Annotated in this window: 24 protein-coding genes; 11 read left to right on the top strand and 13 right to left on the bottom strand. The window is 62.5% G+C overall.

What is annotated here, in order from left to right; all coding sequences use genetic code 11:
* Positions 1-4: 4 nt before the first annotated feature.
* The 4 genes from speB to CHB75_RS03135 all read right to left on the bottom strand — a co-directional run bounded on the left by speB (position 5) and on the right by CHB75_RS03135 (position 3,666).
* Positions 5-973 (bottom strand): agmatinase, encoded by a 969-nt coding sequence (gene speB / locus CHB75_RS03150; RefSeq protein ID WP_089269079.1) that lies wholly within the window; start codon positions 971-973, stop codon positions 5-7.
* Positions 970-1,836, bottom strand: coding sequence for a C40 family peptidase (locus tag CHB75_RS03145; RefSeq protein WP_089269078.1), 867 nt, complete (start codon positions 1,834-1,836; stop codon positions 970-972). The genes speB and CHB75_RS03145 overlap by 4 nt, the downstream gene beginning before the upstream one ends.
* The gene (locus tag CHB75_RS03140; RefSeq protein ID WP_089269077.1) at positions 1,833-3,218 is read right to left on the bottom strand and encodes a leucyl aminopeptidase family protein; all 1,386 of its coding nucleotides are present in this window, start codon (positions 3,216-3,218) and stop codon (positions 1,833-1,835) included. The genes CHB75_RS03145 and CHB75_RS03140 overlap by 4 nt, the downstream gene beginning before the upstream one ends.
* Positions 3,219-3,282: 64 nt before the next feature.
* Positions 3,283-3,666, bottom strand: coding sequence for a hypothetical protein (locus CHB75_RS03135; protein ID WP_089269076.1), 384 nt, complete (start codon positions 3,664-3,666; stop codon positions 3,283-3,285).
* 147 nt (positions 3,667-3,813) lie between these two features.
* Here CHB75_RS03135 and CHB75_RS03130 point away from each other — a divergent pair, with 147 nt between their 5' ends.
* Positions 3,814-4,482: a carbonic anhydrase gene (locus CHB75_RS03130; RefSeq protein ID WP_089269075.1), complete on the top strand. Its 669-nt coding sequence runs from the start codon at positions 3,814-3,816 to the stop codon at positions 4,480-4,482.
* A gap of 1 nt (position 4,483) precedes the next feature.
* Here the strand turns inward: CHB75_RS03130 and CHB75_RS03125 are convergent, their stop codons facing one another.
* The 3 genes from CHB75_RS03125 to CHB75_RS03115 all read right to left on the bottom strand — a co-directional run bounded on the left by CHB75_RS03125 (position 4,484) and on the right by CHB75_RS03115 (position 7,269).
* A complete protein-coding gene (locus tag CHB75_RS03125) occupies positions 4,484-4,813 on the bottom strand; it encodes a hypothetical protein (protein WP_089269074.1) in 330 nt (109 codons plus the stop codon).
* Between the two features lie 261 nt (positions 4,814-5,074).
* Positions 5,075-6,112, bottom strand: a complete 1,038-nt coding sequence (locus tag CHB75_RS03120) for an ATP-grasp fold amidoligase family protein (protein WP_089269073.1) — start codon at positions 6,110-6,112, stop codon at positions 5,075-5,077.
* 134 nt (positions 6,113-6,246) lie between these two features.
* Entirely contained in the window at positions 6,247-7,269 is a 1,023-nt protein-coding gene (locus tag CHB75_RS03115; RefSeq protein ID WP_089269072.1) for an aspartate-semialdehyde dehydrogenase, read from the bottom strand.
* 98 nt (positions 7,270-7,367) lie between these two features.
* Between CHB75_RS03115 and CHB75_RS21250 the strand changes: the two genes are divergently transcribed.
* The gene (locus tag CHB75_RS21250) at positions 7,368-7,748 is read left to right on the top strand and encodes a hypothetical protein (RefSeq protein ID WP_141135067.1); all 381 of its coding nucleotides are present in this window, start codon (positions 7,368-7,370) and stop codon (positions 7,746-7,748) included.
* Positions 7,748-9,622 (top strand): polysaccharide biosynthesis protein, encoded by a 1,875-nt coding sequence (locus CHB75_RS03110; RefSeq protein ID WP_089269301.1) that lies wholly within the window; start codon positions 7,748-7,750, stop codon positions 9,620-9,622. The genes CHB75_RS21250 and CHB75_RS03110 overlap by 1 nt, the downstream gene beginning before the upstream one ends.
* Positions 9,623-9,695: 73 nt before the next feature.
* Here CHB75_RS03110 and CHB75_RS03105 read toward each other — a convergent pair whose 3' ends face one another.
* Positions 9,696-10,538 (bottom strand): LOG family protein, encoded by an 843-nt coding sequence (locus tag CHB75_RS03105; RefSeq protein ID WP_089269071.1) that lies wholly within the window; start codon positions 10,536-10,538, stop codon positions 9,696-9,698.
* Positions 10,539-10,611: 73 nt separating this feature from the next.
* On the opposite strand from CHB75_RS03105, the gene CHB75_RS03100 reads away from it, so the two are divergent.
* The 7 genes from CHB75_RS03100 (at position 10,612) to rnr (ending at position 18,037) form a co-directional block, all read left to right on the top strand.
* Positions 10,612-11,523 carry a threonine/serine dehydratase gene (locus tag CHB75_RS03100; RefSeq protein WP_089269070.1) on the top strand — a complete coding sequence of 304 codons (912 nt, stop codon included), beginning with the start codon at positions 10,612-10,614 and terminating at the stop codon, positions 11,521-11,523.
* 153 nt (positions 11,524-11,676) lie between these two features.
* Positions 11,677-12,504 carry a 2,3,4,5-tetrahydropyridine-2,6-dicarboxylate N-succinyltransferase gene (gene dapD / locus CHB75_RS03095; RefSeq protein WP_089269069.1) on the top strand — a complete coding sequence of 276 codons (828 nt, stop codon included), beginning with the start codon at positions 11,677-11,679 and terminating at the stop codon, positions 12,502-12,504.
* An 88-nt stretch (positions 12,505-12,592) separates the two neighbouring features.
* Positions 12,593-13,621 (top strand): sodium:calcium antiporter, encoded by a 1,029-nt coding sequence (locus CHB75_RS03090; RefSeq protein WP_089269068.1) that lies wholly within the window; start codon positions 12,593-12,595, stop codon positions 13,619-13,621.
* Between the two features lie 70 nt (positions 13,622-13,691).
* On the top strand, positions 13,692-14,045 hold the full coding sequence (locus CHB75_RS03085) for a hypothetical protein (protein ID WP_089269300.1): 354 nt from the start codon (positions 13,692-13,694) through the stop codon (positions 14,043-14,045).
* A gap of 66 nt (positions 14,046-14,111) precedes the next feature.
* The gene (dapE, locus tag CHB75_RS03080; protein ID WP_089269067.1) at positions 14,112-15,257 is read left to right on the top strand and encodes a succinyl-diaminopimelate desuccinylase; all 1,146 of its coding nucleotides are present in this window, start codon (positions 14,112-14,114) and stop codon (positions 15,255-15,257) included.
* Complete coding sequence (locus CHB75_RS03075) at positions 15,254-15,676, top strand: GNAT family N-acetyltransferase (RefSeq protein WP_089269066.1); 423 nt, start codon at positions 15,254-15,256, stop codon at positions 15,674-15,676. Before dapE ends, CHB75_RS03075 begins: the two co-directional genes overlap by 4 nt.
* A gap of 72 nt (positions 15,677-15,748) precedes the next feature.
* Positions 15,749-18,037, top strand: a complete 2,289-nt coding sequence (gene rnr / locus CHB75_RS03070; RefSeq protein WP_089269065.1) for a ribonuclease R — start codon at positions 15,749-15,751, stop codon at positions 18,035-18,037.
* Between the two features lie 23 nt (positions 18,038-18,060).
* Here rnr and CHB75_RS03065 read toward each other — a convergent pair whose 3' ends face one another.
* On the bottom strand, positions 18,061-18,687 hold the full coding sequence (locus CHB75_RS03065) for a 3'-5' exonuclease family protein (protein ID WP_089269299.1): 627 nt from the start codon (positions 18,685-18,687) through the stop codon (positions 18,061-18,063).
* Positions 18,688-18,900: 213 nt separating this feature from the next.
* On the opposite strand from CHB75_RS03065, the gene CHB75_RS03060 reads away from it, so the two are divergent.
* Complete coding sequence (locus tag CHB75_RS03060; RefSeq protein ID WP_089269064.1) at positions 18,901-20,238, top strand: lytic murein transglycosylase; 1,338 nt, start codon at positions 18,901-18,903, stop codon at positions 20,236-20,238.
* A gap of 7 nt (positions 20,239-20,245) precedes the next feature.
* Here CHB75_RS03060 and CHB75_RS03055 read toward each other — a convergent pair whose 3' ends face one another.
* From CHB75_RS03055 to gpmI, 4 genes are all read right to left on the bottom strand, one after another.
* A complete protein-coding gene (locus CHB75_RS03055; protein WP_089269063.1) occupies positions 20,246-20,743 on the bottom strand; it encodes an RNA pyrophosphohydrolase in 498 nt (165 codons plus the stop codon).
* 123 nt (positions 20,744-20,866) lie between these two features.
* On the bottom strand, positions 20,867-22,204 hold the full coding sequence (locus CHB75_RS03050) for a S41 family peptidase (protein WP_089269062.1): 1,338 nt from the start codon (positions 22,202-22,204) through the stop codon (positions 20,867-20,869).
* A gap of 4 nt (positions 22,205-22,208) precedes the next feature.
* Entirely contained in the window at positions 22,209-23,333 is a 1,125-nt protein-coding gene (locus CHB75_RS03045) for a murein hydrolase activator EnvC family protein (RefSeq protein WP_089269061.1), read from the bottom strand.
* On the bottom strand, positions 23,330-24,850 hold the full coding sequence (gpmI, locus tag CHB75_RS03040; RefSeq protein ID WP_089269060.1) for a 2,3-bisphosphoglycerate-independent phosphoglycerate mutase: 1,521 nt from the start codon (positions 24,848-24,850) through the stop codon (positions 23,330-23,332). The genes CHB75_RS03045 and gpmI overlap by 4 nt, the downstream gene beginning before the upstream one ends.
* Positions 24,851-25,597: the final 747 nt, after the last annotated feature.

Raw genomic sequence — 25,597 nt, 5'->3', positions numbered from 1 at the left:
GCCCTCACCCAGCCGCGACGCGCCCGGCCATGACGCAAAGCAGTTCGAACATGATCGACACGCCCAGAAACGCCGTCCCGCCGGACGTGTCGAAAGGTGGCGACACCTCGACCATATCCGCGCCGACGATGTTCAGCCCGTCAAGCGCCCGGACCACCTGCAGCGCCTGATAGGAATTCGGCCCACCCACTTCGGGTGTCCCGGTGCCGGGTGCAAAGGTCGGGTCAACGAAATCAATGTCATAGCTCACGTATGTCGGTGCATTCCCAACGATCTCGCGCGCCTCGGCCATCACATCGGCAACGCCACGGTCGTGGAATTCCTCGATCGTGATGATGCGAATGCCGACGGATTTGGCGAAATCCTTGTCCTCGGTATCATAGGCCGTGCCCCGGATACCGATCTGCACCACCCGTTTTGGGTCCAGCAGACCCTCCTCCACCGCGCGGCGGAAGGGGGTGCCATGGGTGTACATCGTGCCGCCGAAATAGCTGTTGAACAGGTCCGTGTGGCTGTCGAAATGGATCATGCCCAGCGGTGCCTTGCGCCCCAGCGACCGCAGGATCGGCAGGCTCGACAGGTGATCCCCCCCCGCCGTCATCGGCATGATACCGGCATCCAGCAACTGGTCGTAAAACGCCGTGATCCGCTTCATCGACTCCTGAATATCCGCCGGGTTCGGCGCCACATCGCCCACATCGGCGCAGGCCATCGCCTCAAACGGGCGCACGCCGCTGACGGGATGCTCGGCCCGGATCATGGTCGAGGCATCGCGCAACTGGCGCGGCCCATGACGCGGCCCGGGGCGGTTGGTGGTGCCGCTGTCCCAAGGCACGCCGACAATCGCCACGTCGATTTCGCCAAAGCGAGGATCGCCAGGCGCGATATGTGGCAGCCGCATGAAGGTCGGAATACCGGCAAAGCGCGGCAGATCGAACCCGGACACCGGGTGAAAGAATGGATCGCTGGTCATGTGGTGACTTCCTCTGTCAGGCGGGCATGACGTGTCACGGGACCGTCGCCCTGGTTTTCGATCCGGGCCACAGCATCGGCCAAAGGCTCATAGGCCACGGACATGGAATAGGCATTGGCGTGAAGCAGCAGATCCGGCCCGGCAACCCAACCGACATGCCCCTTCCAGAACAGCACATCGCCCCGGCGGGGCTGCGCCCCCGGCGGCAGGGTCCGGCCCAGTGTCTGTTCCTGAAGATCGCTGTCCGCCGAACAGGCCTGCCCACAGGCCGCCAGCGCGCCTTGGACCAGACCGGAACAATCAATGCCAAAGGTAGAGTTCCCGCCCCACAGATACGGCGTCCCCAGCAGCTTCTCCGCCTCGGCAACGGGGTCCAGGGCAAGGTCTGACACCGGCACCAGATGCCGCCGCGGCACGAACCCCAGCGTGGTCTCTACAAAACGCGCAGCCCTGTCCGCATCGCCACCCAAAGGGGCGGGCAAAACAGCAAGCCGCGCGCCATAGCTCAGCGTCAGCAGTTCCGGCGATTTGAGGTCGGGCGCGCTGTAGGCATGGGTCGCCCGCACGTCGACACGATGGGTCACTTCGACCACCGGCCCGATTGCCTGCTCGGGCACATATCCGACATAGCCATCCGCCACAGCCTGCACAAAGGACCAACCGTCGTGATCCTCAAAGACCGTGACCCCGGCCCCCATCAGCAACTGGCGGTCACGGGCGCCACCGGGCTCACGCCACAGGTCGACAACGCCCTTGACCACCATGCGCGGGGTTCCGACGGCATAGCGCGCGGCCTCGACCAGACCGCGCAGATGCTCTGCCGCGACGCGGGTGTTGGCCGGTGTCAGGCGACGGTCGCTCACAGGTTCAGCAGCGATGGCAGGGCATCCAGAATGGCGCGCGGCCCCTGAAGGAACCCGCCCTTGGTCCGCCCCGGCGCGGGGCTGGGTTGCCAACCGTAGATGTCAAAATGCACATACCGCGGTGTGTCCGTGACAAAGCGGCGCAAAAACAGGGCTGCCGTGATCGACCCGCCGAACCCGCCAGAAGGTGCGTTATCAAGATCGGCAATGCCGGGCTCGATCACCGCCTCGTATGGCTCCCAGAAGGGCAGTCGCCAAAGCGGATCTGCCGTGCGCCGCCCGGATTTCTCCAGCGCCGTGGCCACAGCGTCCTCATCCACGAAAAACGGCGCAAGGTCTGGGCCGACAGCCACCCGCGCCGCCCCCGTCAGCGTCGCCATCGAGATCATCAGATCCGGCTGTTCCTCATCCGCAAAGGCCAGTGCATCGGCCAGAACCAGACGCCCTTCGGCATCGGTATTGTTGATCTCGACCGTCAGCCCCTTGCGCGACGTCAGGATATCCTGCGGGCGGAAACTGCTGGCCGAAATGCTGTTTTCCACCGCGGGGATCAGCACCCGCAGCTGCAGATTGAGGCCAAGCGCCATGATCATCCGGGCAAGTCCCAGCACATTGGCCGCCCCACCCATGTCCTTTTTCATCAGGCCCATCGAACTGCCCGGCTTGATGTTCAGCCCCCCGGTGTCAAAGCACACGCCCTTGCCCACAAGCGTCAGCGTCGGACCGGTCGTGCCCCAGCGCATGTCAATCAGCCGCGGTGCCTCAACCGAGGCGCGACCAACCGCATGGATCATCGGGAAATTCGCCTCAAGCAGTTCATCGCCCGTCGCGACGGCGATCTGCGCACCAAAGTCCGCTGCCAGATCCCGCGCCGCCTGTTCCAGCGCCACGGGCCCCATGTCCGATGCGGGCGTGTTGATCAGATCACGGGTCAGCGCCTCTGAATTCGCAAGGATCTCGATCCGTGTCGCATCCACGCCATCAGGTGCAACAAGCGCAGGCACGGTCGGCAAAGCCCCCGAATAGCGCGCAAAGCCATAGCCACTCAGAAGCCAACCCAGCGCCTCGGTCGCGGCGTCCTCGGTCGGCAGGCCTTCGGTAATACGATAGGTCCCCGGTGCCAGCTGCGCCACTGCGCCCGCCAGCGCAAAGCGGGTGCGCGCCCGTTGTTTTGCGCTGCCATAACCAGCCAGAGCGCGATCTGGCGTACCATCCGGCCCCGGGATCATCAGGGCTGTGCCAAGTGCCGCCTTGAAGCTGCTCGCCCCAATCCAGGCCCGCACAAAATCGGACTGCTGTGCGGTCCAGGCCTCCAGATCGTCCGGTTCCAGAACATGCAGCGGCAGGGCCCGGGCATCGGGGGCGGCAAAGGTAAATGGCATCGGGAGTCACCCTGTTGTGGCAATCGGCCCTACCCTAGCCAGACCGCCGACGCCTGCAAGGGGGTCAGATCGAAAGATCCTGCAGATCCCAGATCGCGGTCAACGACCCCTCGCCCAACCGGGCCAGCCGCGACAGCGTCGCCGCAAGCGCAATTCCGTCCGCATCATCGATACAGTCGATCACATGGCCGCCAACCCGGGCAAGACCCATCATCCCGATCTGCTCGGCTATCGCCATCAGCGCGCGCGTATTCTTGCGCATGTCTTCCCAGGAACCCTTGCGAAACAACTGATCGATATGGCCAAGACGAACGGCCAGTTCCTCCATCGCACGGCAAACCACTTCCTCGGCGGCATTAGGGCCAAGCTGTGAATACAGCGCATCCAGTCGGTCCGGATCCAGTCGCGCGCTTTCTTTTGGTGCAAGCACCATTACCTGTTCCACCATTTCATCCTTTATCCCACGCCCCCACGGCATTCCCCAAGCTATCCGTGTTGCGGTTTTCAAAAGGTTTAGCGCTTGGCAGAATGTCTCTCGAATTCCTGTCGAATTCAGCCTATTTGGGACGAGGACGACATAGATGACGAGGACGCCATGCTGAATGCAAAACCCCTGCCTGCCTACCTGCTGCAGCGCTATCACGGCTGGCGGGCGACGACCTATACCGAGAACCGTGCCTGGTACAAACGCCTTGCCAACGAAGGCCAGCGGCCCCGCGCCATGATCGTTTCCTGCTGCGATTCACGGGTGCATGTGACCTCGATCTTCGGTGCGGATCAGGGGGAATTCTTCATCCACCGCAACATTGCCAACCTCGTGCCGCACTACGAACCTGACGGCGCGCAGCATGGTACATCGGCGGCGTTGGAATATGCGGTTGTGGCGCTGAAGGTGTCTCATCTGGTGGTGCTGGGGCATTCCAACTGCGGCGGCGTTCAGGGCTGCATGCAGATGTGCTCGGGCGAGGCGCCGCATCTCGAAGAAACCTCGAGCTTTGTCGGTCGCTGGATGGATATCCTCCGCCCCGGGTACGAGCGGGTCAAGGACGAACCGGATCAGGCAAAGCGGATGCGCCAGCTCGAGAAAGAGGCCGTTCTGGTCTCGCTCGAAAACCTCATGACCTTCCCCTTTGTACGTCAGGCGGTCGAATCCGGCGATCTGACCTTGCACGGCCTCTGGCATGACATCGGCGAAGGCGGTCTGGAATGCTACGACCCGAAGACCGCGAAGTTCGCTCCGGTCGGTCAGGGCACGGTGGGCTAAGTCAGGCCAGCGTACCGGTTGCGCCGTCGCGGTGGGCGATCACACGCGCACGGCCCAGCCGGGCGACAAGGATGCGCAGCGGCGCGCCCAGCAGGCTGCTGGTGCAAAGGGTCTGACCGGTTTCGATATTGCACAGGATCATCTGACCGTCCCGAAAAACGATTTCATAGCCTTTGGCCATCAGACGCCGACGCAGGTTCGTCCAGTCGTTCGAGTTTTCGAAAATCGGCAGCAGAAAGCGGCGCAAAAGCGATGCGGTTTCGCAGTCGAGGGTGGCCTGGGGAGGGGACACCAGAGTGCCGACCGGCGGGTGCTGTCTGAGACTTTGCATGGAACATTACCTTTCGAACTGATTATGCACCTACGCTACAAAAGCAATCTGACCGCATTAGGGCCGGTGCGGCCCCACAGTGCCATGAAGCTGCCTTTTTCGCCGAAAGACCCTTAAAATTCAGTTATTTATGTTAATCTTTCCTTAACCAAATCCAACCGCTCACACACCGCGGGACGCACGCAACTGTCAACACTCGCCACTCGTCCGGCGAGCGCGGCGGGCGCGGCCGTGCCATGCCCTGGCTGCGCCTGCGAGACCTCAGTCAGGCCAGAGTTCCCACATCTGCAAAAGCGTGCGATCGGAAAAAGGGGTCAGTCCACGACCGGCGCCCGGATATGTAGTGAATTCACCAAATACGGGGCCTCTATCTGTGAGATAGAAATCAAGCCTCAATAGCCACGGTAGCTTTTGAGAAATCAACTCGGCCATCTTGATGAGGTCCGAGTATCCTTCAGGCAAAACAACGCCCTTGGGTGCCTCGCGCCAGCCTTCCCGAGAGGGCGGCAATCGGCGTCCATCCCGATCATAACTGGCAAGTGAGCGCTTTCCAGATGGATCATTGCGGTCAAAAACACGGGTGAACCCGGCATGTCCGGCGACTGTAAACACCTTGAAGTCTCTTGGAATCTGCAGTGTCTGATCTTTTTCAGCGTGAACATCGACCAAGAGCTCTTCCACCAGAACCTGTGGGGGAGACTTGAAAATCTTGCTGTAAAGTTGCGAAACATATTCTTGGAGATCGGGCAAGGCTGGCTGACCCCGCATGACGTCTATCCCGCCTTTCGATACCACGAGACCGTCACTGTTGGCTCCATTTACCGGCTTGATCACCACGTCAGGTGGAAGGCTTCCCCAGTCTAGCGCACCCAAAGCCACCGGCCCTGCGTACAGCTTGGGTAGAGGCAGCCCCAGGTCCCCTATCCAAGCGCGCATTTCCGGTTTTTTGCTGAGCAATGATACGGCGGCATGAACACGGCGGTCTGGCAAATGGTACCAGGCACGCAGCCGTGCATCCAGTCGCTCGCGGAAATTGCTGCGCCCCTCGGCTTCCAGTAACGGAAGCAAATCCCAAGGCTCGCAAATGACACTTGGATCCAGCTTCACGGCTGCTGACACACACGCCATACCTTCGGCGCGCGAGCCATTATTAAATCGAATTCGGCCATCCTGCAAAAGACTCTGTGCGAGATGGCGCAATTCCGGGTGTGGTGATGAAGCGGACGCCAGCCTGTCCTGCAGGCCACTGCGCCCGCCCCATCTACGCAGTACGAACTTTCTCAATTCGTCTGGAAACATCGATACGCCTTCCTTCTGCAACACACTGAAACCAAGTATTGCCAAAGAAACCGTAGAGCAACTCTCCTACGCTTTTCGTACCTCGCTCACGTTGGTGCAGACGCAGGGAACGCACCAGCCGAATGCACCGGTGATCAGCCCTTTTTCAGCACCCGGTTGCCCAGGGTCTCGGCGATCTGCACGGCGTTCAGCGCCGCGCCCTTACGCAGGTTGTCAGAGACGCACCAGAAGCTCAGGCCGTTATCGATGGTCGAATCCTGACGGATCCGGCTGATAAACGTGGCGAAATCGCCCGCGCATTCCACCGGTGTGACGTAACCGCCGTCTTCGCGCTTATCCACAACCATGATGCCCGGCGATTCCCGCAGGATGTCGCGTGCCTCGTGTTCGTCCAGGAACTCTTCGGTCTCGATGTTCACTGCTTCGCCGTGGCCGACAAAGACCGGCACCCGCACACAGGTCGCGGTCAGCTTGATCGACGGATCAAGGATCTTCTTGGTTTCGGCGACCATTTTCCACTCTTCCTTGGTCGACCCGTCGTCAAGGAAGACATCGATATGTGGAATGACGTTGAATGCGATCTGCTTGGTGAACTTCTTGGGCGGCACGTCGTCGGTCGGGTTGTAGATCGCCTTTGTCTGGTTCCACAGCTCGTCCATGCCCTCCTTGCCGGCACCAGACACCGACTGGTAGGTCGAAACGACAACGCGCTTGACCTTGGCGCGGTCGTGCAGCGGCTTGAGCGCGACAACCAGCTGCGCCGTCGAACAGTTGGGGTTCGCGATGATGTTCTTTTTGGAATAGCCAAAGATCGCATCCGGGTTCACCTCGGGCACGATCAGCGGCACGTCGGGATCATAGCGGTACAGCGATGAGTTATCGATCACGATGCAGCCGGCCTTGGCCGAGATCGGCGCATACTTCTTGGTCGCGTCCGAGCCGATGGCAAACAGCGCAATGTCCCAGCCGGTGAAATCGAAGGTATCCAGATCCTGCGTCTTGAGCGTGCGGTCGCCAAAGCTCACCTCGGAACCAAGCGAGCGGCGGCTGGCCAGAACTGCAATCTGGTCGACCGGAAATTCACGCTCGGCCAGGATGTTCAGCATTTCACGGCCCACGTTACCCGTGGCGCCGACAACAACGACTTTGTAGCCCATTTTGTGGCTCCTTCATTTATCTGTCCCGCCGCCTGCAAGGGGTGCGGGCGCGGCTTGGACGCTGCATACCGCAGGCACGGGCAAGGCGAAAGAGGCACTTGCGCGCCGTTCCGTCCCGCGCCTTTACAGGCAACCCGCAGTATCCGGGGGCTGGCCGAGCTCTGCGCCATCCGCATTTGCAAGTCGGAAGAAAGGATAAAACTTCAAACCGGAGTGCGTATTTTTATAAAATTAATAAAATATTTACTTTTCTTTCGACGCAAAGAACCGGCGCGGGTCGAAATCATTTATTTCCGCGATTCCCAAATTTCTTAAGTCCACAATATTTGAGAGAACGCCCAAAAGTAAAAAGTTTTTTAACGAATTCCAGACAGAAGGAGATGAACGCGTTTCTGCAAGCAGCCTGCTTCAGTCTGACAAAGCCCTTTGGGCCAGCAGCGCGAAACAATGCTGTCTTGGCAGCGGGGGAAGGCAATTGATACTGTACCGGATCGCAACCGCGTTCACGACGACACAGAAGAAATATCTATTTCTGCTCATCGATGCTGTGATGATGATCCTCGCCATGGGTGGGGCAATGGTCCTGAATGCCCAGATCGATGTTGATCTTGCAACCTTGATCACCGCCGCCCCGGAATTCGGCGGGATGCTCGCTGCGACTGTCGCACTGTCTCTCTACATCGGTCTGCCGCAGATCAGGCTCAACGCCTATGAAATGCGCTGCGTCGCAATGAGCGGTGTGCTGTCTGGCAGCGTGGCGCTGGCTGGCGCCATGATCAACGGCCTTGTCGCGCCACACATCCCGACCGAGGTGTTTTTTATCTTCGCATTGCTGTTTCTGGTCCTGATCGCTGGCTGGCGTGTCACACTTCGCCATGTCGTGATGAAAATCTACCGCCTGCGCCAGTCCCGTATGCGGGTGCTGATCTATGGTGCGGGCCAGATGGGACATCAGCTTGTCGCCGCGCTGCGCACCGACAGAGCCATCGAACCGGTCGCCTTCGTCGATGACAATCCCACACTGCAAAGCCTTCGGGTCGCCGGTCTGGTGGTTCACTCCCCCGCCAACCTCAAGGAACTGATCGCCAAACGCCGGATCGACCGCGTCGTTCTTGCCATGCCGTCAATCAACCAGTCCCGCCAGGCCCGCATCGCCTATAGCCTGCGCGAAATAGGCTGCGAAGTTCATGCCCTGCCGTCCTTTGCCGAGATGGTGGGAGAGGGCGATCTGCGCAAGCGTGTATTGCCCGTATCGCTCAACGACCTTCTGGGCCGCAACCGGCTCGAATCCGAATTGCCCGGTGTCAGCGACGCCTATCGTGGTCGCCGCGTTCTGATCACCGGGGCGGGCGGCTCCATCGGGTCCGAACTCTGCCAGCACCTGATTGCCTGCAACCCCGAGCGTATCGTGCTGCTCGACCACTCTGAACTGGCGCTCTATAATATCGACAAGGAGCTGCGCGAACTAAGGACCAACATTGATATCGTGCCGATCCTCGCGTCGGTCACGGATGACGCCAAGATACGCAAGGTCCTCGCGAGCCATAACATCGACGTCGTGCTGCACGCCGCCGCCTACAAGCATCTGCCGCTTGTCGAAAGCAACGCCATCGTCGGGCTGCACAACAACGTCATCGGGACCAAGATCATCGCCGACGCGGCACGTGATGCCGGGGTCGAACGCTTTATCCTCGTCTCCTCTGACAAGGCCGTGCGCCCCACCAACGTGATGGGGGCCTCCAAACGCCTCGCTGAACTGGTGATACAGGATCTGGCCACGCGCTCTTCGGGGACACGTTTTTCCATGGTGCGTTTTGGAAATGTGCTGGGCTCCTCGGGCTCGGTCGTGCCGCTGTTCGAAGAACAGATCGCCCGTGGTGGCCCGGTGACGCTTACCCACAGCGCGGTAACCCGGTATTTCATGACAATATCCGAAGCCGCCCGCCTTGTTCTGCTCGCAGGATCCTTTGCACGCGGCGGTGACGTTTTCGTGCTCGACATGGGCGCGCCTGTGCCTATCGCCAGGCTAGCCCGCCAGATGATCGAAGGCGCCGGCTATTGCGTCAAGGACGACGAAACGCCGGATGGCGACATCGAAATCCAGATCAGCGGCCTGCGTCAGGGCGAAAAGCTGCACGAAGAACTCTTGATCTCCTCGGACATGCTGACCACGCCACATGCCAAGATCCTGCGCGCGCAGGAAAGCTTTCTGTCTGAAATCGAAATGGCCAGTGCGCTCAAGGATCTGAGCCGGGCCATTTCCCGGCTTGACGAAGAGGGCGCCAAGGCCGTCATTGCCCGCTGGGTCGAACGCGGCATCGACATGCCGCAGGCCGAAGACGTCGCACTCTGAACCTTAGGCACCGAACAGGCCAGCCACCGGGACGTTTCCCCGTCCCGGCCGAAAAATCGCCGCGAAACCCGCTCTAGCGACCGGGAATATCGTCCCGCGTGCCGATCAGCCGCCAGCCCTCGATGGCCGCTTCGGCCTCTTCGGCGGTCTCGACAAACTGGAACAGCTGCAAATCCTCTTCCGAGATCGTGCCAGCCTCGGCCAGCGCCTCCCAGTTGATGATCTTTTCCCAGAACGCGCGCCCGAACAGCAGGAACGGCACCCGCCGCATCCGGCCGGTCTGGATCAGCGTCAGCGCCTCGAACATCTCGTCCAGCGTCCCGAACCCGCCCGGGAACACGCAAACCGCACAGGCGCGCATCAGGAAATGCATCTTGCGGATCGCAAAATAGTGGAAGTTGAAACACAGCCCCGGCGTGACATAGGCGTTGGGCGCCTGCTCGTGCGGCAGAACGATGTTCAGGCCTATGGACACGCCGCCCGCATCATCGGCACCACGATTGCCGGCCTCCATCACGCCCGGCCCGCCGCCGGTAGCAATGATGAAATCGCGCCCGCCCCCGGCCAGTGACTTTTCCGTCATGCGGCGCGAAAATTCCCGCGCGACGTCATAGAAATGCGACAGCTCTCCCAGCGCCTTCGTACGCGCCTTGTCGCTGTTTTCGGGTGAGGGAATGCGCGCGCCACCAAACAGCACGACAGTCGAATCCACACCATGCTCATCCAGCACCATTTCGGGTTTCAGCAGTTCCAGTTGCAACCGCACCGGGCGCAGCGCGTCCTTTCCCAGAAAATCCACGTCGGCAAAGGCCAGCCGGTAGGTCGGCGCACGCGTCTGCGGCGTGTCGGGCACCTGGCTGGCGGTGTCCCGGTCAAGTTTGGCGCCCCGAAACGGGCTGCGGCGGTCGTCTGACATGTCTTGGCCTTTCGTCTCTTTTCCACTGCGTATAGCGTCTGTTCGGCAACCGCCAGTTAAGAGGACAGTATTGATGGATTGGACCGCAGAGATCACCGCCGCCGCCGCCCGCCTGCAGGGCCATATCGTGCGGACGCCGCTGCTCGACAGCTGGACTCTGGCCGACATCCCGCTGACGCTGAAGCTCGAACAGATGCAGCACACCGGCAGCTTCAAGGCCCGTGGCGCGTTCAACAACCTTCTGTCGATGGACGTCCCAAAGGCCGGAGTCGTCGCCGCCTCTGGTGGCAACCATGGCGCGGCGGTCGCCTATGCGGCCCGCCAGCTGGGCCACCGGGCAACGATCTTTGTCCCCGAAATGGCCGGCCCCGCCAAGATCGCGCTGATCGAACGGGCAGGCGCCGACCTGCATGTGGTCCCCGGTGTCTATGCCAACGCGCTGGAACAGGCCCAGGCGTTCGAGGCCCGCACCGGCGCCATGCAGATCCACGCCTACGACGCCCCCGCCACGGTCGCCGGTCAGGGCACCTGCTTTGCCGAATGGGACGCGCAGGGGCTGGTGGCTGATACGGTGCTGATCGCCGTCGGCGGCGGCGGCCTGCTCTCCGGCGCATTGGCATGGTGGGGTGACAAACGCCGCGTCATCGCGGTTGAACCCGAAACCTCCTGCGCACTGCACGCCGCGCAACAGGCAGGCGCGCCAACGGATGTCGACGTGTCCGGGGTCGCTGCCAATGCCCTTGGGGCGCGCCGCATCGGGCAGATTGCCTTTGATCTCGCCAGCAACACGCCCAGCGTTCTGGTCACCGACGACGCCATCACCGATGCGCAACGCCGCCTCTGGCAGGATCACCGCCAGCTGGTCGAACCCGCCGGTGCCGCCGCGCTTGCCGCGCTGACCTCGGGCGCCTACCGACCCGAGCCCGGCGAACGTGTCGCCGTGCTGGTCTGCGGTGGCAACATCGCACCCGACCCCCTTGGCTGACCGCCGCGCCTGCGGTTTCATCTGCCGATAAATATCCCGGCAAAGCCGCCAATCCGGCGGCGGGGCCAGCGCCCCCTCCCTTCGGGCGCATTGTCCGCGCCACCGCCGGCGGGTATAGGGCAGTCAAACACGCACCACGCTAGGGAGACACAGATGTCCAACGCCGATCTTGAAACCGCCATCGAAGCCGCCTGGGACGCCCGCGATTCGATCACACCCGAAACCAGGGGCGCGACCCGCGACGCCATCGAAACCACGCTGAACGCGCTGGATTCCGGCAAACTGCGCGTGGCGGAAAAGCAGGACAGCGGCGACTGGCACGTCAACCAGTGGGCCAAAAAGGCCGTACTCCTGGGCTTTCGCATCAAGGACATGGAAGTTCAGGACGGCGGACCGCAGGGCGGCGGCTGGTGGGACAAGGTCGACAGCAAATTCATGGGCTGGAAAGAAACCGACTGGAAAACCGCCGGTTTCCGCGCCGTTCCCAACTGCATCGTCCGCAAATCCGCCTATATCGCGCCCGGCGTGGTACTGATGCCGTCCTTCGTGAACCTCGGTGCCTATGTGGACAGCGGCACCATGGTCGACACATGGGCCACCGTCGGCTCCTGCGCGCAGATCGGCAAGAACGTGCACCTTTCGGGCGGCGTCGGCATCGGCGGCGTGCTGGAACCCATGCAGGCCGGCCCCACGATCATCGAAGACAACTGCTTTATCGGGGCCCGCTCGGAAGTGGTTGAAGGCTGCATCGTCCGCGAAGGCGCTGTGCTGGGCATGGGCGTCTACATCGGCCAGTCGACCAAGATCGTCGATCGCGAAACCGGCGAAGTCATGTATGGCGAAGTGCCGCCCTATTCGGTTGTCGTCTCCGGCTCCATGCCCTCGAAGAACGGCGTGAACCTTTACTGCGCGGTGATCGTGAAACGTGTCGATGCCAAGACCCGCTCCAAGACCGGCATCAACGAACTGCTGCGCGACTAAGCAGGCGCGCGAGTCAAGAGTCGGGGCCGCGCAGGAACACCCTGCGCGGCCCCATGCCGTTGGTGCCCCCGAAAGGAAACCATCCCACATGATCTCCGCCCTCTCGCTGCCGCTGCTTCTGTGTGTGCTGGCCCTCGCCGGGGGCATCGTGGTGCTTGCTTCGATCAAGCTGACCGAACTGGCGGACATCATCGCCGACCGCACCCGCATGGGCGAGGCGCTGGTCGGCGGGCTGATCCTTGGCGGCGCCACCTCGGTGGCGGGTATCGTCGTCTCGATCAACGCGGCGCTTTCGGGTGACGCCAGCTTTGCCTTTTCCAATGCGGTCGGGGGCATCGCGGCCCAGACCCTGTTCCTGGCCATTGGCGATGTGGTGCACAGGCGTGCCAACCTCGAACATGCCGCCGCCGAACCCGCCATTCTGTTTCAGTCCGTTTTGCTGATCGTCCTGCTGTCGATCCCCCTCGCCGCCATGGCCGGACCGGATATTGCCTATTTCGGCATCCACCCTGCTTCGGTCCTGCTGTTTCTGGCCTATATCGCCGGCGTGCGTATTTCCCGATCGGTCAGCGAGGCACCGATGTGGCGCCCCGTGCACACCGATGAAACCCGCAAGGATTTGCCCGAGGACAAGAACGAACGCCACCGCCCCGCCCGCGGCGCGATCCTGCGTTTTGCCGCCCTCGCGGCGGTGATGGCGGCAGGGGGCTGGGTCATCAGCCAGGTGGGCGGCACCCTGATCACCCGCTATTCCCTGTCGTCCAGCCTCGTGGGCGCGCTGATCACCGCCGTGGCGACATCTTTGCCTGAACTTGTCACCACGCTGGCGGCCGTCCGGCGCGGCGCGCTGCAACTGGCGGTCGGGGGCATCATCGGCGGCAACAGCTTTGACACGCTGGTCCTTGTGGCCTCGGATGTGGCCTATCGCGATGGCTCGCTCTTTCACGCCATATCGCTGCACGATCTTTTCTGGCTCTGCGCCGGGCTGATGATGACGGCGGTCCTGCTTGGCGGGTTGATCGTGCGCCAAAAGGCCGGACCGGGGCGGATCGGTGTCGAAAGCGTTCTGGTGATGGTGATCTACGCCACCGCGCTGCTGGTCGAACTCACCGCCTGAGCCGCCCGGCACTGGACAAATGCGCCACGATCCGGCATTGCGCAGATCAGATTTCGCAGCGGGGCACATCATGACAAAAACGTCAAAACAAGCGGTTTACACCCTGCTGGTCGAGGTCGGTCGCAAGACCGGCGACGGCCTGCCCAAAGGCGCGACCGGTGCGGCGCTGATGTGCTATGCCAGCGGCATAGACGAGGCCGAGGCCGTGCGCGAAACCGTGGCGATCCTCAAACAGGCGGACATGGCGCCGCTCGACGTGACCGGCTACGGCACAGAAGAGGAACGCCGCGCCGAAGGTCACGAGATCGACGAGGATGAAGCCGAGCTGATGGCCCGCGCCCTGGCCGAAAATTCGGTCATCGTCGCGCAGGTCACGCCGTTTTTCGACAAGCCCAACAGCAAGCCCGAAACCAAGGTGCAATAAAGCACGGTTTGCCTCTGCCACGCGGCTGCGCTACCCCAAGCGCAAACGCCCGAACGGAGAGCCGCGATGCCCCTTGATCCCGCAGACCTGACCGCCGCCCTGATCCGCTGTCCTTCGGTCACCCCCGAAGAAGGCGGCGCACTGGTCTTTCTTGAAACCCACCTTTCTGCCGCCGGGTTCACCTGCACCCGCGTGGATCGCGCAGGGATCAGCAACCTCTTTGCCCGCTGGGGTGCAAAGGGTCATCCGCGCAGCTTTGGCTTCAATGGCCACACCGATGTTGTCCCGCTGGGTGACCCCGGCGACTGGACCATGGCCCCCTTTGGTGCCGATATCAAAGACGGCTTCATGTATGGGCGCGGCGCCACGGACATGAAATCCGGCGTCGCGGCCTTTGTTGCCGCCGCAGTCGATTTTGTCACCGATACCCCGCCCGATGGCGCGGTGATCCTGACCATCACCGGGGATGAGGAAGGCGATTCCACCGATGGCACCATCGCCCTGCTCGACTGGATGGCGCAGAGCGGCGAACAGATGACTGACTGTCTGGTCGGCGAACCCACCTGCCCCGACCATATGGGCCAGATGATGAAGATCGGGCGGCGCGGGTCGATGAACGCGCATTTCACCGTGACCGGCCAGCAGGGCCATTCCGCCTACCCGCACCGCGCGCTGAACCCGATGCCTGCCATGGCGCGGCTGATGGATCGCCTCTCGTCGCATGAACTCGACACCGGGACCGACCATTTCGACGCCTCGACCCTTGCCGTGGTGACAATCGACACCGGCAATCCAGCGACCAACGTGATCCCGGCGCAGACCCGCGCAACGCTCAACATCCGCTTCAACGACACCCACACAGGGGCCGGTCTGTCCGACTGGCTGCGCGCCGAAGCCGCCCGCGTGGACGCGGAATTCGGCACAAAAACAACCCTCCAGATCAAGATTTCCGGCGAAAGCTTCCTCACCCCGCCGGGGCCCTTGTCCGACCTCGTGGCCAAATCCGTGCAGGCCGAAACCGGCGTGACGCCGGAACTGTCGACCAGCGGCGGCACCTCGGATGCGCGCTTCGTCAAGGATCACTGCCCGGTCGTCGAATTCGGGCTGGTGGGCAAAACCATGCATCAGGTCGATGAACGGGTCGAGGTCGCACAGATCCACCAGCTCAAATCGATCTACAGCCGCATCCTGCGCGATTATTTCGCGCAATGACCCTCCGGGTCGAGGAAACGGCGGACATTGCGGCCTGCCGCGCCCTGCGTGTGGCGGTGTTCGTCGACGAACAGGCCTTCCCCCTGTCCGAAGAATTCGACGCGGTGGATGACATCGCCCGGCATCTTCTGGCGCTGAAGGATGGCGCGCCCATCGGCACCGCACGGGTTTACGCAAAAGATGGCACAGGCTGGATCGGGCGGATCTGCGTCCTTGCGGCGGGGCGCGGTCACGGCATCGGCGCGGCACTGGTCCGACAGGGCATCGTCCTGCTGCGATCCGAACCGACCGTCACAGAGATCGCGCTGGGGGCGCAGGTCCACGCGATTCCCTTTTATGAAAAGCTCGGCTTTGCCGTATCGGGGCCGATTTATGACGACCTCGGCGTCCCGCACCGCGAAATGCGCCAGCCTGCCTGAAACGCGCGGATCATCCCGCAAACAGGCGTCTTCGCCCGTGACGTCCCCTGCGGCGCATGATACGTCGGCAGTATGAGCACGCTGCCAACAAAGTCAGACATCCTCGCATGGATCTCCGATAACCCGACACTCACCGCGAAGCGCGATATCGCCAAGGCTTTTGGCATCAAAGGCGCCGCCCGCATCGACCTCAAGCGCCTGCTGAAAGAGCTGGAGGAAGAAGGCCATCTTGAAAAGCGCCACAAGACCTATCGCGACCCCGACCGCCTGCCCCCGGTCAGCGTGTTGCAGGTCAAGGCGCCCAACAGTGATGGCGATCTTTTTGCCAAGCCGCTTGAATGGCAGGGCGAAGGCCACGAACCCATTGTTCTGATCATCCCGCGCGCCTCTGACCCGGCGCTTGGCGAAGGTGACCGCATCCTTGCCCGCCTGCAACTGGTGCAAGAGGGGGATCACAACTATGAGGCCCGGCTGATCCGCCGCATCGGAAGCAACCCGCACAAGATTGTCGGCATCTTCCGCAAAGGCTCCGAAGGCGGGCGTATCCTGCCCATCGATAAGGGCGCGGACAAGGAATGGACCGTCGCCGCCGACGCCACCGGCGGCGCGCAAGAGGGCGAGCTGGTCGAAGCCGAACAGGCCGGTCCCCCGCGTGGCCGCATGGGCCTGCCGAAGGCACGCATTACAATGCGCCTTGGCGACCCCAGCGAACCGCGCGCCGTGTCCCTGATCGCGATCCACCAGCACGGCATTCCCGATGATTTCCCCGACGATGTGATCGCCGAAGCCGACAACGCAGAGCCCGCAGGCCTGAAGGGCCGCAAGGATCTGCGCGACATGCCGCTGGTCACCATCGACCCGTGGGATGCGCGTGACCGCGACGACGCCTGCTATGCACATGCCGATGATGACCCGAAAAACCCCGGCGGGCATGTGATCTGGGTCGCCATCGCCGATGTCGCCCACTACGTCCGCACCGGCTCCGCGCTGGACAGCGAGGCCCGCAAGCGCGGCAACTCCAGCTATTTCCCCGACCGCGTCGTGCCCATGCTGCCCGACCGCCTGTCCGGTGACCTCTGTTCGCTGCACGAAGGCGTGCCGCGTGCCTGCCTTGCCGTGCGCATGACCATCGATTCCTCGGGCACCAAGACCGGCCAGACCTTCCACCGCGGCCTCATGCGCTCGATCGCGGCGCTGACCTATCAACAGGTGCAGGCTGCCATCGATGGCACCCCCGACGAACAGACCGAACCGCTGATCGACGACGTGCTGAAACCGCTTTATGCCGCCTACGCCGCGCTCAAATCCGCCAGCGACCGCCGCCAGCCGCTCGATCTCGACCTGCCCGAACGCAAGATCGAATTCTCGGAAGAGGGCAAGCTGACCGCCGTCAACTTCACCATCCGCCTCGACGCGCACCGCCTGATCGAAGAATTCATGGTCCTCGCCAACGTGGCCGCCGCCGAAACGCTGATCGCGAAAAAGACCCCCCTGCTGTTCCGCGTGCACGAAGAACCGCCCCCCGCCAAGCTTGAAACCCTGCGCGAGGTGGCCGATTCCGCCGGCCTTCAGCTGGCCAAGGGGCAGGTGCTGAAGACCGCGCACCTCAACAAACTGCTGCACGACGCCGCCGGAAGCGACGAGGCTGAACTGATCAACATGGCGACCCTGCGGTCGATGACGCAGGCCTATTATTCGCCCGCGAATTTCGGCCACTTCGGTCTGGCCCTGCGATCCTATGCGCATTTCACCTCGCCGATCCGGCGCTATTCCGACCTCGTGGTGCACCGCGCGCTGATCCTGGCCCATGGCTGGGGCGACGACGGGCTGAAGCCGCATGAAATCGACGGACTCGAGGCCACCGCCGAACATATCTCGCTGACCGAACGCCGGTCGATGATGGCCGAACGCGACACCACCGACCGCTACCTTGCCGCCTTCCTGTCCGACAGGATCGGCGCGGAATTCACCGGCCGCATCTCTGGCGTCGCCAAGTTCGGGGTCTTCGTAAAGCTGGATGAAACCGGCGCTGACGGCCTCGTGCCGATCCGCAATCTGGGCAACGAATATTTCCACTTCGACCCCAACAGCGCCACGCTGATGGGCGCCGATACGGGTATGGTCATCACCCTTGGCATGCGCGTCACGGTCAAACTGATCGAAGCCGCGCCAGTGACGGGCGGCCTTGCCTTTGATCTGCTGACGCTTGAGGAAAACGACATGCCCAGCGGCCCGTCACGCGGCGGCCCGCGCGGACGTCGTGGCGCACCTTCGGGCGGCGGCCCCCGGCGCAAGCAGGCGAATGCCCGCAAAAAGGACGCCAAGGCCAAAACCAAGGTCAAACGCCGCCGCACATCCTGACAGCCGCCTCAGGGCGTCCCGGCTCAGGTCTGGCGAAGCGGCTCCTGAAAATCTGCCGGGTGCAGTTTTCCCTGCCGCAGCAGCGCCTGAAGGACATAGGCCACGGACAAGGCATCGTCCAAGGCGTCATGCCCCCGAAGTGGCGGATGATCGATCTGGAAGTAATCGGCAAGCCGGTTGCTGCGCATCGTCTTGAGATCCTCATACGGCATCCCCGCCCGCAGCAGCAGACCACAAGCATTGCCAAACTGCGCGGCAGGGATAGGCGGCGTCACGCCCTCAACATAGCAACTGATCGCCACCATGTTGAACTCGTCCTTTCCCCATGACCAAAGCTGTTGTCCGGCAGCGAAGTCACTGATCCGCTCCAGTGCATCGATAAGTGGCAGCCCCTCTTGTTCGATGTTTTCTTCCGCAATGCCGGTCAGCTTGGTAAAAAACGGATCCAGCCTGACCTGAGCGCCATGCCGGTCGCGTGGAATGACATAGAGGCGCAGCGTATCGAGCAGAGGATAATCCGCCTCCAGCCCCAGCTTTGCGACACCGATCTGGGCAACCACCGGATCGGGATCGTATGGTCCGCACCAGAAGCGCGACGGCGAACCTTCGGCAGTCAAAAACTCACAATCCAATACAAAGGCGTGCTTCATCACCAGAGCCTCCATTTGTACCTATCTGGCTTCCATTGCTATCACAGTCCCCCCTGGGCTCCTACACCTCCCTCCCAGCTGCGCCTCGGGCGTGGTTTCATAGCGTCGGGTTGAAATCCGCCGGTCTTGCGACACGCAAAGTTGATTACTTCCGAAATCGCCCCATTCAACGTACACTCCATAAAAAAACAGGCAACTCATCAGGGTAAACCCATGAACAGGCATGTGATTCGCGGGGCCATAACCTCGGTCCTTCTTTGCGGTGGCGCTTTTGCCGGGCCGACGGAAACGTCGATCCGTCCGGCCCCACGACCGGTTGACACCGAAACCGCAGTGGCCCCCGTGGTCACGGCCGAGGCGCCGCATACCTCGGTCCGTCCCGCGGTCAGGCCCGGCACGATCGCGACAAAATCCGCCCCGCCCTCCGCCGACAACCCCGGCTTTGACGATTGGATACGTGGCTTTCGCAGTCGCGCGCTCAACGCCGGGATCAGCAATGCGGTGTTCGACCGCGCCTTTGCCCATGCCCGCTTTGACCCCGAAGTCATCCGCCGCGATGCAAACCAATCCGAATTCACCAAATCGATCTGGGATTACCTCGACAGCGCCGCGTCGGACACCCGTATCGCCAATGGCCGCGCCGCCCTGCAACAGAACGCCTCAGTGCTGAACCGGATCGAGGCGACCTACGGCGTCGACAAGGAAGTCGTCGTGGCCATCTGGGGGCTGGAATCGGCCTACGGCACCTTTCGCGGTTCGATGAACATCGTGAATTCGCTGGCGACGCTGGCCTATGACAGCAGGCGCGGCGCATTTTTCGAGGAACAGTTGATCGCCGCGCTCAAGATCCTGCAAAACGGCGATACCGCCCCCGAAACCATGACCGGCAGCTGGGCCGGCGCCATGGGCCATACCCAGTTCATCCCGACGTCCTACGAAGCACTTGCCGTCGATTTCGACGGCGACGGGCGGCGCGACATCTGGTCGGACGATCCCACCGATGCGCTGGCATCAACCGCCGCTTACCTCGCGCGTTACGGCTGGGTCAAAGGCATGCCATGGGGGGTTGAGGTGCGCCTGCCCGCCGCGTTCGACTATGCCCAGGCGAAACGCGACAACCTCCACATGCCCAGCGACTGGGCCCGGCGCGGCGTGCTCGGCATGGATGGTGCGCCGGTGCCGGACTACGGCTCGGCCTCGGTGCTGCTACCAGCGGGCGCGAAAGGTGCGGCCTTTCTGATCTTCAAGAATTTCTCGGTAATCGAACGCTACAACACCGCGGATGCCTATGTGATCGGTGTCGGTCACCTCAGCGACCGTCTGCGCGGACGCGGGCCGATCCGTGCCGACTGGCCCCGCGAAGACCGCGCGCTCAGCTTTGACGAACGGCAGGAAATGCAGCACCGGCTGACCGCGCGTGGCTTTGATACCAAGGGCGTTGATGGCCGCGTCGGCCCCCTGACGATCGAAGCGGTGCGGCGGTTCCAGCACTCCGTCGGGATGCCGCCGGATGGCTATGCCTCGCTCCGCGTGCTGTCACAGCTGCGCTAACGGTGGCTCAGGCCCCCGGTTCCCGCAGGGCATCACCAAAGGCCGCCAGCACCTGTTCATAAACCGCGCGCTTGAACGGCACGATGTTCGCCACCAGTTCCGAGGTCGGCAACCAGCGCCATTCGGAAAACTCCGGGTGGTCGGTGGCGATGTTCACATCGCTGTCCGCGCCGTGAAACCGCAGCAGGAACCATTTCTGCTTTTGCCCGCGAAACCGCCCCTTCCAGATCCGGGGGACAAGCTCATGCGGCAGATCGTAATTGATCCAATCCTCGGTCTGCGCCGCGACCGTCACCAGATCGGCACTCACCCCGGTCTCTTCCCACAGCTCGCGCAGGGCGGCGTCCTGCGGCGCCTCGCCCTTGTCGACACCGCCCTGCGGCATCTGCCAGGCGGCGGCGTCATTGTCGATTCGCTGGCCCACGAACACCTCGCCCCGGCTGTTTGCCAGCATCACGCCGACACAGGGACGATAGGGAAGTCTGGCGATCTCATCGGGGGTCATGGGGGCTGCCTTTCCTGAACCTTGCGCTGGATACGACGTTCGCACGCACCATGCCAGCCCTGCTGCAAATGCAAACGCCCCACCAAAACCGGCGGGGCGCTTATGTCTTTCATCCCAAAGAGGTTACTCTTGCGGACCCAGTGCCGACAGACCCTTGAGGATGTCGATGGCATAGGCCAGCTGGTAATCCTCTTCGCGCAGCGCGGCTGCGGTTTCGGCCTTGGCACGATCCTCTTCGATCTGGCGGATCTCATCCTCGGTCAGGCTGTCGTTGTTCAGCGATCCGCGCAGATCAGCCTCGGAACGCGACGCCGGTGTTGTACCGGGCTCTTCCTCTTCCGATGCGGCATCGCGCCGGGGCTGCTGAACGATGATGTCCGGGGACACGCCCAGCGCCTGGATCGAACGACCCGACGGCGTGTAATACCGCGCCGTGGTCAGGCGCATCGCCCCATCGCCACGCAGCGGCATCACCGTCTGAACCGACCCTTTGCCAAAGCTCTTGGTGCCGACAACAATCGCCCGGCGGTGATCCTGCAAGGCACCCGCCACGATTTCCGACGCCGAAGCCGATCCACCGTTGATCAGCACCACGATGGGCTTGCCCTGCGCCAGATCGCCTTCGGTTGCGTTGTAACGTTCGCCATCGGCCAGATCACGGCCACGGGTCGATACGATCTCACCCTTCTCAAGGAAGGAATCCGACACACGGATCGCCTGCGTCAGCAGACCGCCCGGGTTGTTGCGCAGATCCAGGACAAAGCCGTTCACGTTGTCGATGCCGCCGGCGGCTTCGACTTCCTTGGCCAAACCCTCCTCAAGTCCCGAAGTGGTCTGATCGTTGAACGTGGTCACACGCAGCACGACAGTCTCGCCCTCGGTACGGGTGCGCACGGCCTGCAGGGTGATGGTGTCGCGGATGATCGACACGTCGAACGGCTCGGGCTGATCCTCACGCACAACGGTGATCACGATCTCCGACCCGACCGGGCCGCGCATCAGATCGACAGCCGCGTCCAGCGTCAGACCCAGAACCGATTCACCGTCCACATGGGTGATGAAATCGCCGGATTCGATCCCGGCCTCGGCGGCAGGGGTGCCGTCGATGGGCGACACAACTTTGACAAAGCCCTCTTCCTGGGTGACTTCGATGCCCAGACCGCCGAATTCGCCGCGTGTCTGCACACGCATGTTGTCGGCGTCATCCGGCGACAGGTAGCTCGAATGCGGATCCAGCGATGTCAGCATGCCGTTGATGGCCGCCTCGATCAGCTTCTTCTCGTCCACTTCCTCGACGTATTGCGCGCGGATGCGCTCAAAGATGTCACCAAACAGGTCAAGCTGTTCATAGACGCTTGTGGTCTTGGCACCCTCTTGCGCCAATAGCGGACCCACGAACTGCGTGGTCGCGATCACGCCGGCGAGCGTACCGCCCATCGCGGCCATGACGAATTTCTTCATAGTGTCATCCCTTGTCGGTTAAAAACCAGGTCATTGGGTCCACGGGCGTATCGCCCTGCCTGACCTCTATATAGAGCGTTTCCGGCCGGGCGTTTCCAGCCCTTTCACCAATTGGTGACAGCATGTCACCAGTTTCGGCCTCAGTCCCGCCCATCAGGCCAACAGGCGCGCCCGCACTCAGCACTTCGCCAATCTCGCCATAAACAATGTCGAGTCCCGCAAGCACAAACAACAGATCCGCCTGCGGTTCAAGGATTGTCACCAATCCATAGTCCAGCAGCGGCCCACGATAGCGGATCGTCGCCGCCGTCGGCGACGTCACAAGCGCCCCGGGACGTGTCGCCACGACAATACCGGGCCGTTCGACCCCGGCGGCATCGGCTTCGCCCGCCCGGCGCAGGATCTTGCCGGACACGGGCATCGGCAATGTGCCCATACGCGACTCGATAGATGGCAACTCGCTCACCGAATCCTCTTCGGTCACATTGCTCAGACCACTGGCAAAACCTTCCAGCGTTTCGGTGGCAGCAATCAGGATCGCCGTGCGCACCGGGTCTTCGGTAAATCGCATCGGCAGGTCGGTGCGGCTGTCCATCGCCTGGCTCAGCTCGGTCCGCGCCCGTTGCACCCCGGCCAGCCCCTCTTGCAGCGTCTTGATCGCATCCGCCTGCAACTGGCGCAGGGTTGTGACCTCTTCCAACTCGCCGCGCAGCGATGTCGCCCGCGCGGCAAGCCCCGGGGTCACCCCCGCCAGCAACATTCCCGCCCGCGCGGTGGCCAGCGGCCCGCCCGGGTGCATCAGGGTTTCCGGCGCGGCAGACCCGCCGATGCCCTGAAGGATGCCCAACAGCCCGGCCACCTCATCCTCGCGACCACGCAAATCGCGGCGCAGTTCGGTTTCCCGAATGGCCGCGCCGCGCAGCCCGTCCCGCATGGCGGAAAGGCCGGCCTCATAGGCGCGCACGACATCCGTCAGCGCCTTGATCCGGTCACGCACACCATCTGCACGGTCAAGCTGCCGGCTCGCCTCCTCCAGCTGATCCGCCGCCGCCCTTGCCGCATCTGCGGGCCCGGTCTGCGCCGCAAGCGGCGTGGCAAAGAGCAGCAGAAAGAGCGCCGCCCGCATCATGGCAGAAGCAGGCTCTTCCCGGTCATCTCCTCGGGCTGCTCCAGCCCCATCAGCTGCAACAGCGTCGGAGCAAGGTCCGACAAGCGCCCATCGCGCAGCTTTGCCTTTTTCGGCCCGCCAAGCAGGATCACCGGAACAAGGTTCAGCGTATGCGCCGTATGCGGCCCGCCGGTTTCGGGATCAATCATGGTTTCGCAATTGCCATGGTCCGCGGTGACAATCATCGCACCGCCCGCCGCCTTCACGGCCTCGATCACGCGGCCCAGACCCTTGTCCACCGCTTCGCAGGCCTTGATCGCCGCCTTCAGGTCACCGGTATGCCCCACCATGTCCGGGTTGGCATAGTTGGTGATGATCAGGTCATAGCCCTGCTCGATCGCCTCGACAAACTTGTCCGTCACTTCCGCCGAAGACATCTCGGGCTGCAAATCATAGGTCGCCACCTTGGGCGACTGCGGCATGAAGCGATCCTCATGCGGCTCGGGCGTTTCCTTGCCCCCGTTCAGGAAAAACGTCACATGCGGGTACTTTTCGGTCTCGGCCAGACGGAACTGCGTCTTGCCCTGCTTGGCCACCCATTCGCCCAGCGTGTTGTGCAACTCGCGCTTGGGGAACACCGTGGTCATGTACCTGGCGTGATCCTCGGAATACTCGACCATGCCCAGGAAACTCGCCAGCTTCGGCATCGTCCCCCGATCAAACCCGTCAAACCCGGGCGCACCAATGGCGGCAAGGATTTCCCGCGCCCGGTCAGCCCGGAAGTTCAGGCAAAAGAACCCGTCGCCGTCGCGGATACCGTCATAGCCGTCAATCACCGTGGCGGGGATGAATTCATCCGTGATGTCAGCGCCGTAGGCCTGCGCGACGGCCTGCTTGGCGGTGTCAGCGTGGTCACCCTTGCCATTCACCATCGCATCATAGGCGGTCTGCACCCGCTCCCACCGGTTGTCGCGGTCCATGGCGTAATACCGCCCGATCACCGTGGCGATCCCGACATTCTGCGGCAGCCGCTTTTGCAGCTTTTCAATGAAACCAGCGGCGGATTTCGGCGCAACGTCGCGCCCGTCGGTGATCGCATGGATCAGCACCGGCACACCGGTCTGGCTGATCGCCTTGGCCGCGGCAAAGATGTGGTTCAGGTGCCCATGCACCCCGCCATTACTGACCACCCCCATCAGATGCGCGGTGCCGTTGCTGTCCTGCAAGGTCTGGATCATGTCCAGAACGGCGGGGTTTTTAAAGAACGACCCATCCTCGATCGCAAGGTCGATCTGCCCCAGATCCATCGCCACGATCCGCCCCGCGCCGATATTGGTGTGCCCCACTTCGGAATTGCCCATCTGCCCCGTCGGCAGCCCCACGTCGGGGCCATGGGTGATCAGCTTGGCCTTGGGACAATTGGCCGACAGCCAGTCCATATTGGGCGTGCGGGCAAGGACAGGCGCATTCGCGGTCGGGTCATCGCGCAGCCCCCAGCCGTCAAGGATGGTCAGAACAACGGGTTTCGGAGTGGTCATGAGGCGCACCCTTTGAGGTAAGAATGATTTGTGCGCGGTCTAACAGAGGTTGTGCAGGATGTGGAGGGGGTGCGGCCATCGCCTTCTTTTCAACGTCAGATCACACGCGGCCCCCACCCAACGATGTGCCGCCCCATCCACAAACGCCCTCCCCCGCACCGGGCAAACACCTGCCCGTCAGGCACAAAGCGCAACCCGCGCCGGGCGAGCGCCTGCCCGTGGGATGGCGCCACAACATCTAAGCAAGGCACTTTATCCCTCAACCACATCTTCCCCCCGAAATCGGCACTGCCGTCACCAAAGCGCCAGCCCGCCCGAACGGGCAGGCGCTCGCCCGGCGCCTACGGCTTGATTCCGGGCGGGGTGTGGGGGAATGTGCATTTTCTCCTTGCTACCACATTCGAGCTAGCTAACTTGAAGTTGTTTAAGATGACGGCTCGCTCCGCGCAAACTGTAAACTTTTCCTCAAGGTATTGACTTTAAAGTCCATGAGTGCATTTCTTACACAACTCGAACGACAGGGAGCTATTCGCCGCTACTCGCCTCTTTTCTTAGACCCCGACGACACACAGCCAAGGTGTGTTCTTCTAAGACCACTAATCTTGTCGGCGCTGGACCTCAACTCATCAGACGTGCCAACAAAAAGGCTAATCGCGATACATCAGCAGTTGGCGGCGTTCTGTCGTGGGGATGTACTTACAGTAGCAACTCCGGACACCGAAGGTACAGATGGCGACATGAAAGGCT

The sequence above is a fragment of the Puniceibacterium sediminis genome (assembly GCF_900188035.1).
Classification (GTDB): domain Bacteria; phylum Pseudomonadota; class Alphaproteobacteria; order Rhodobacterales; family Rhodobacteraceae; genus Puniceibacterium; species Puniceibacterium sediminis.
The sequence above is the reverse complement of the archived record's forward strand: the minus strand, read 5'-3'. Positions and strand labels throughout refer to the sequence as shown.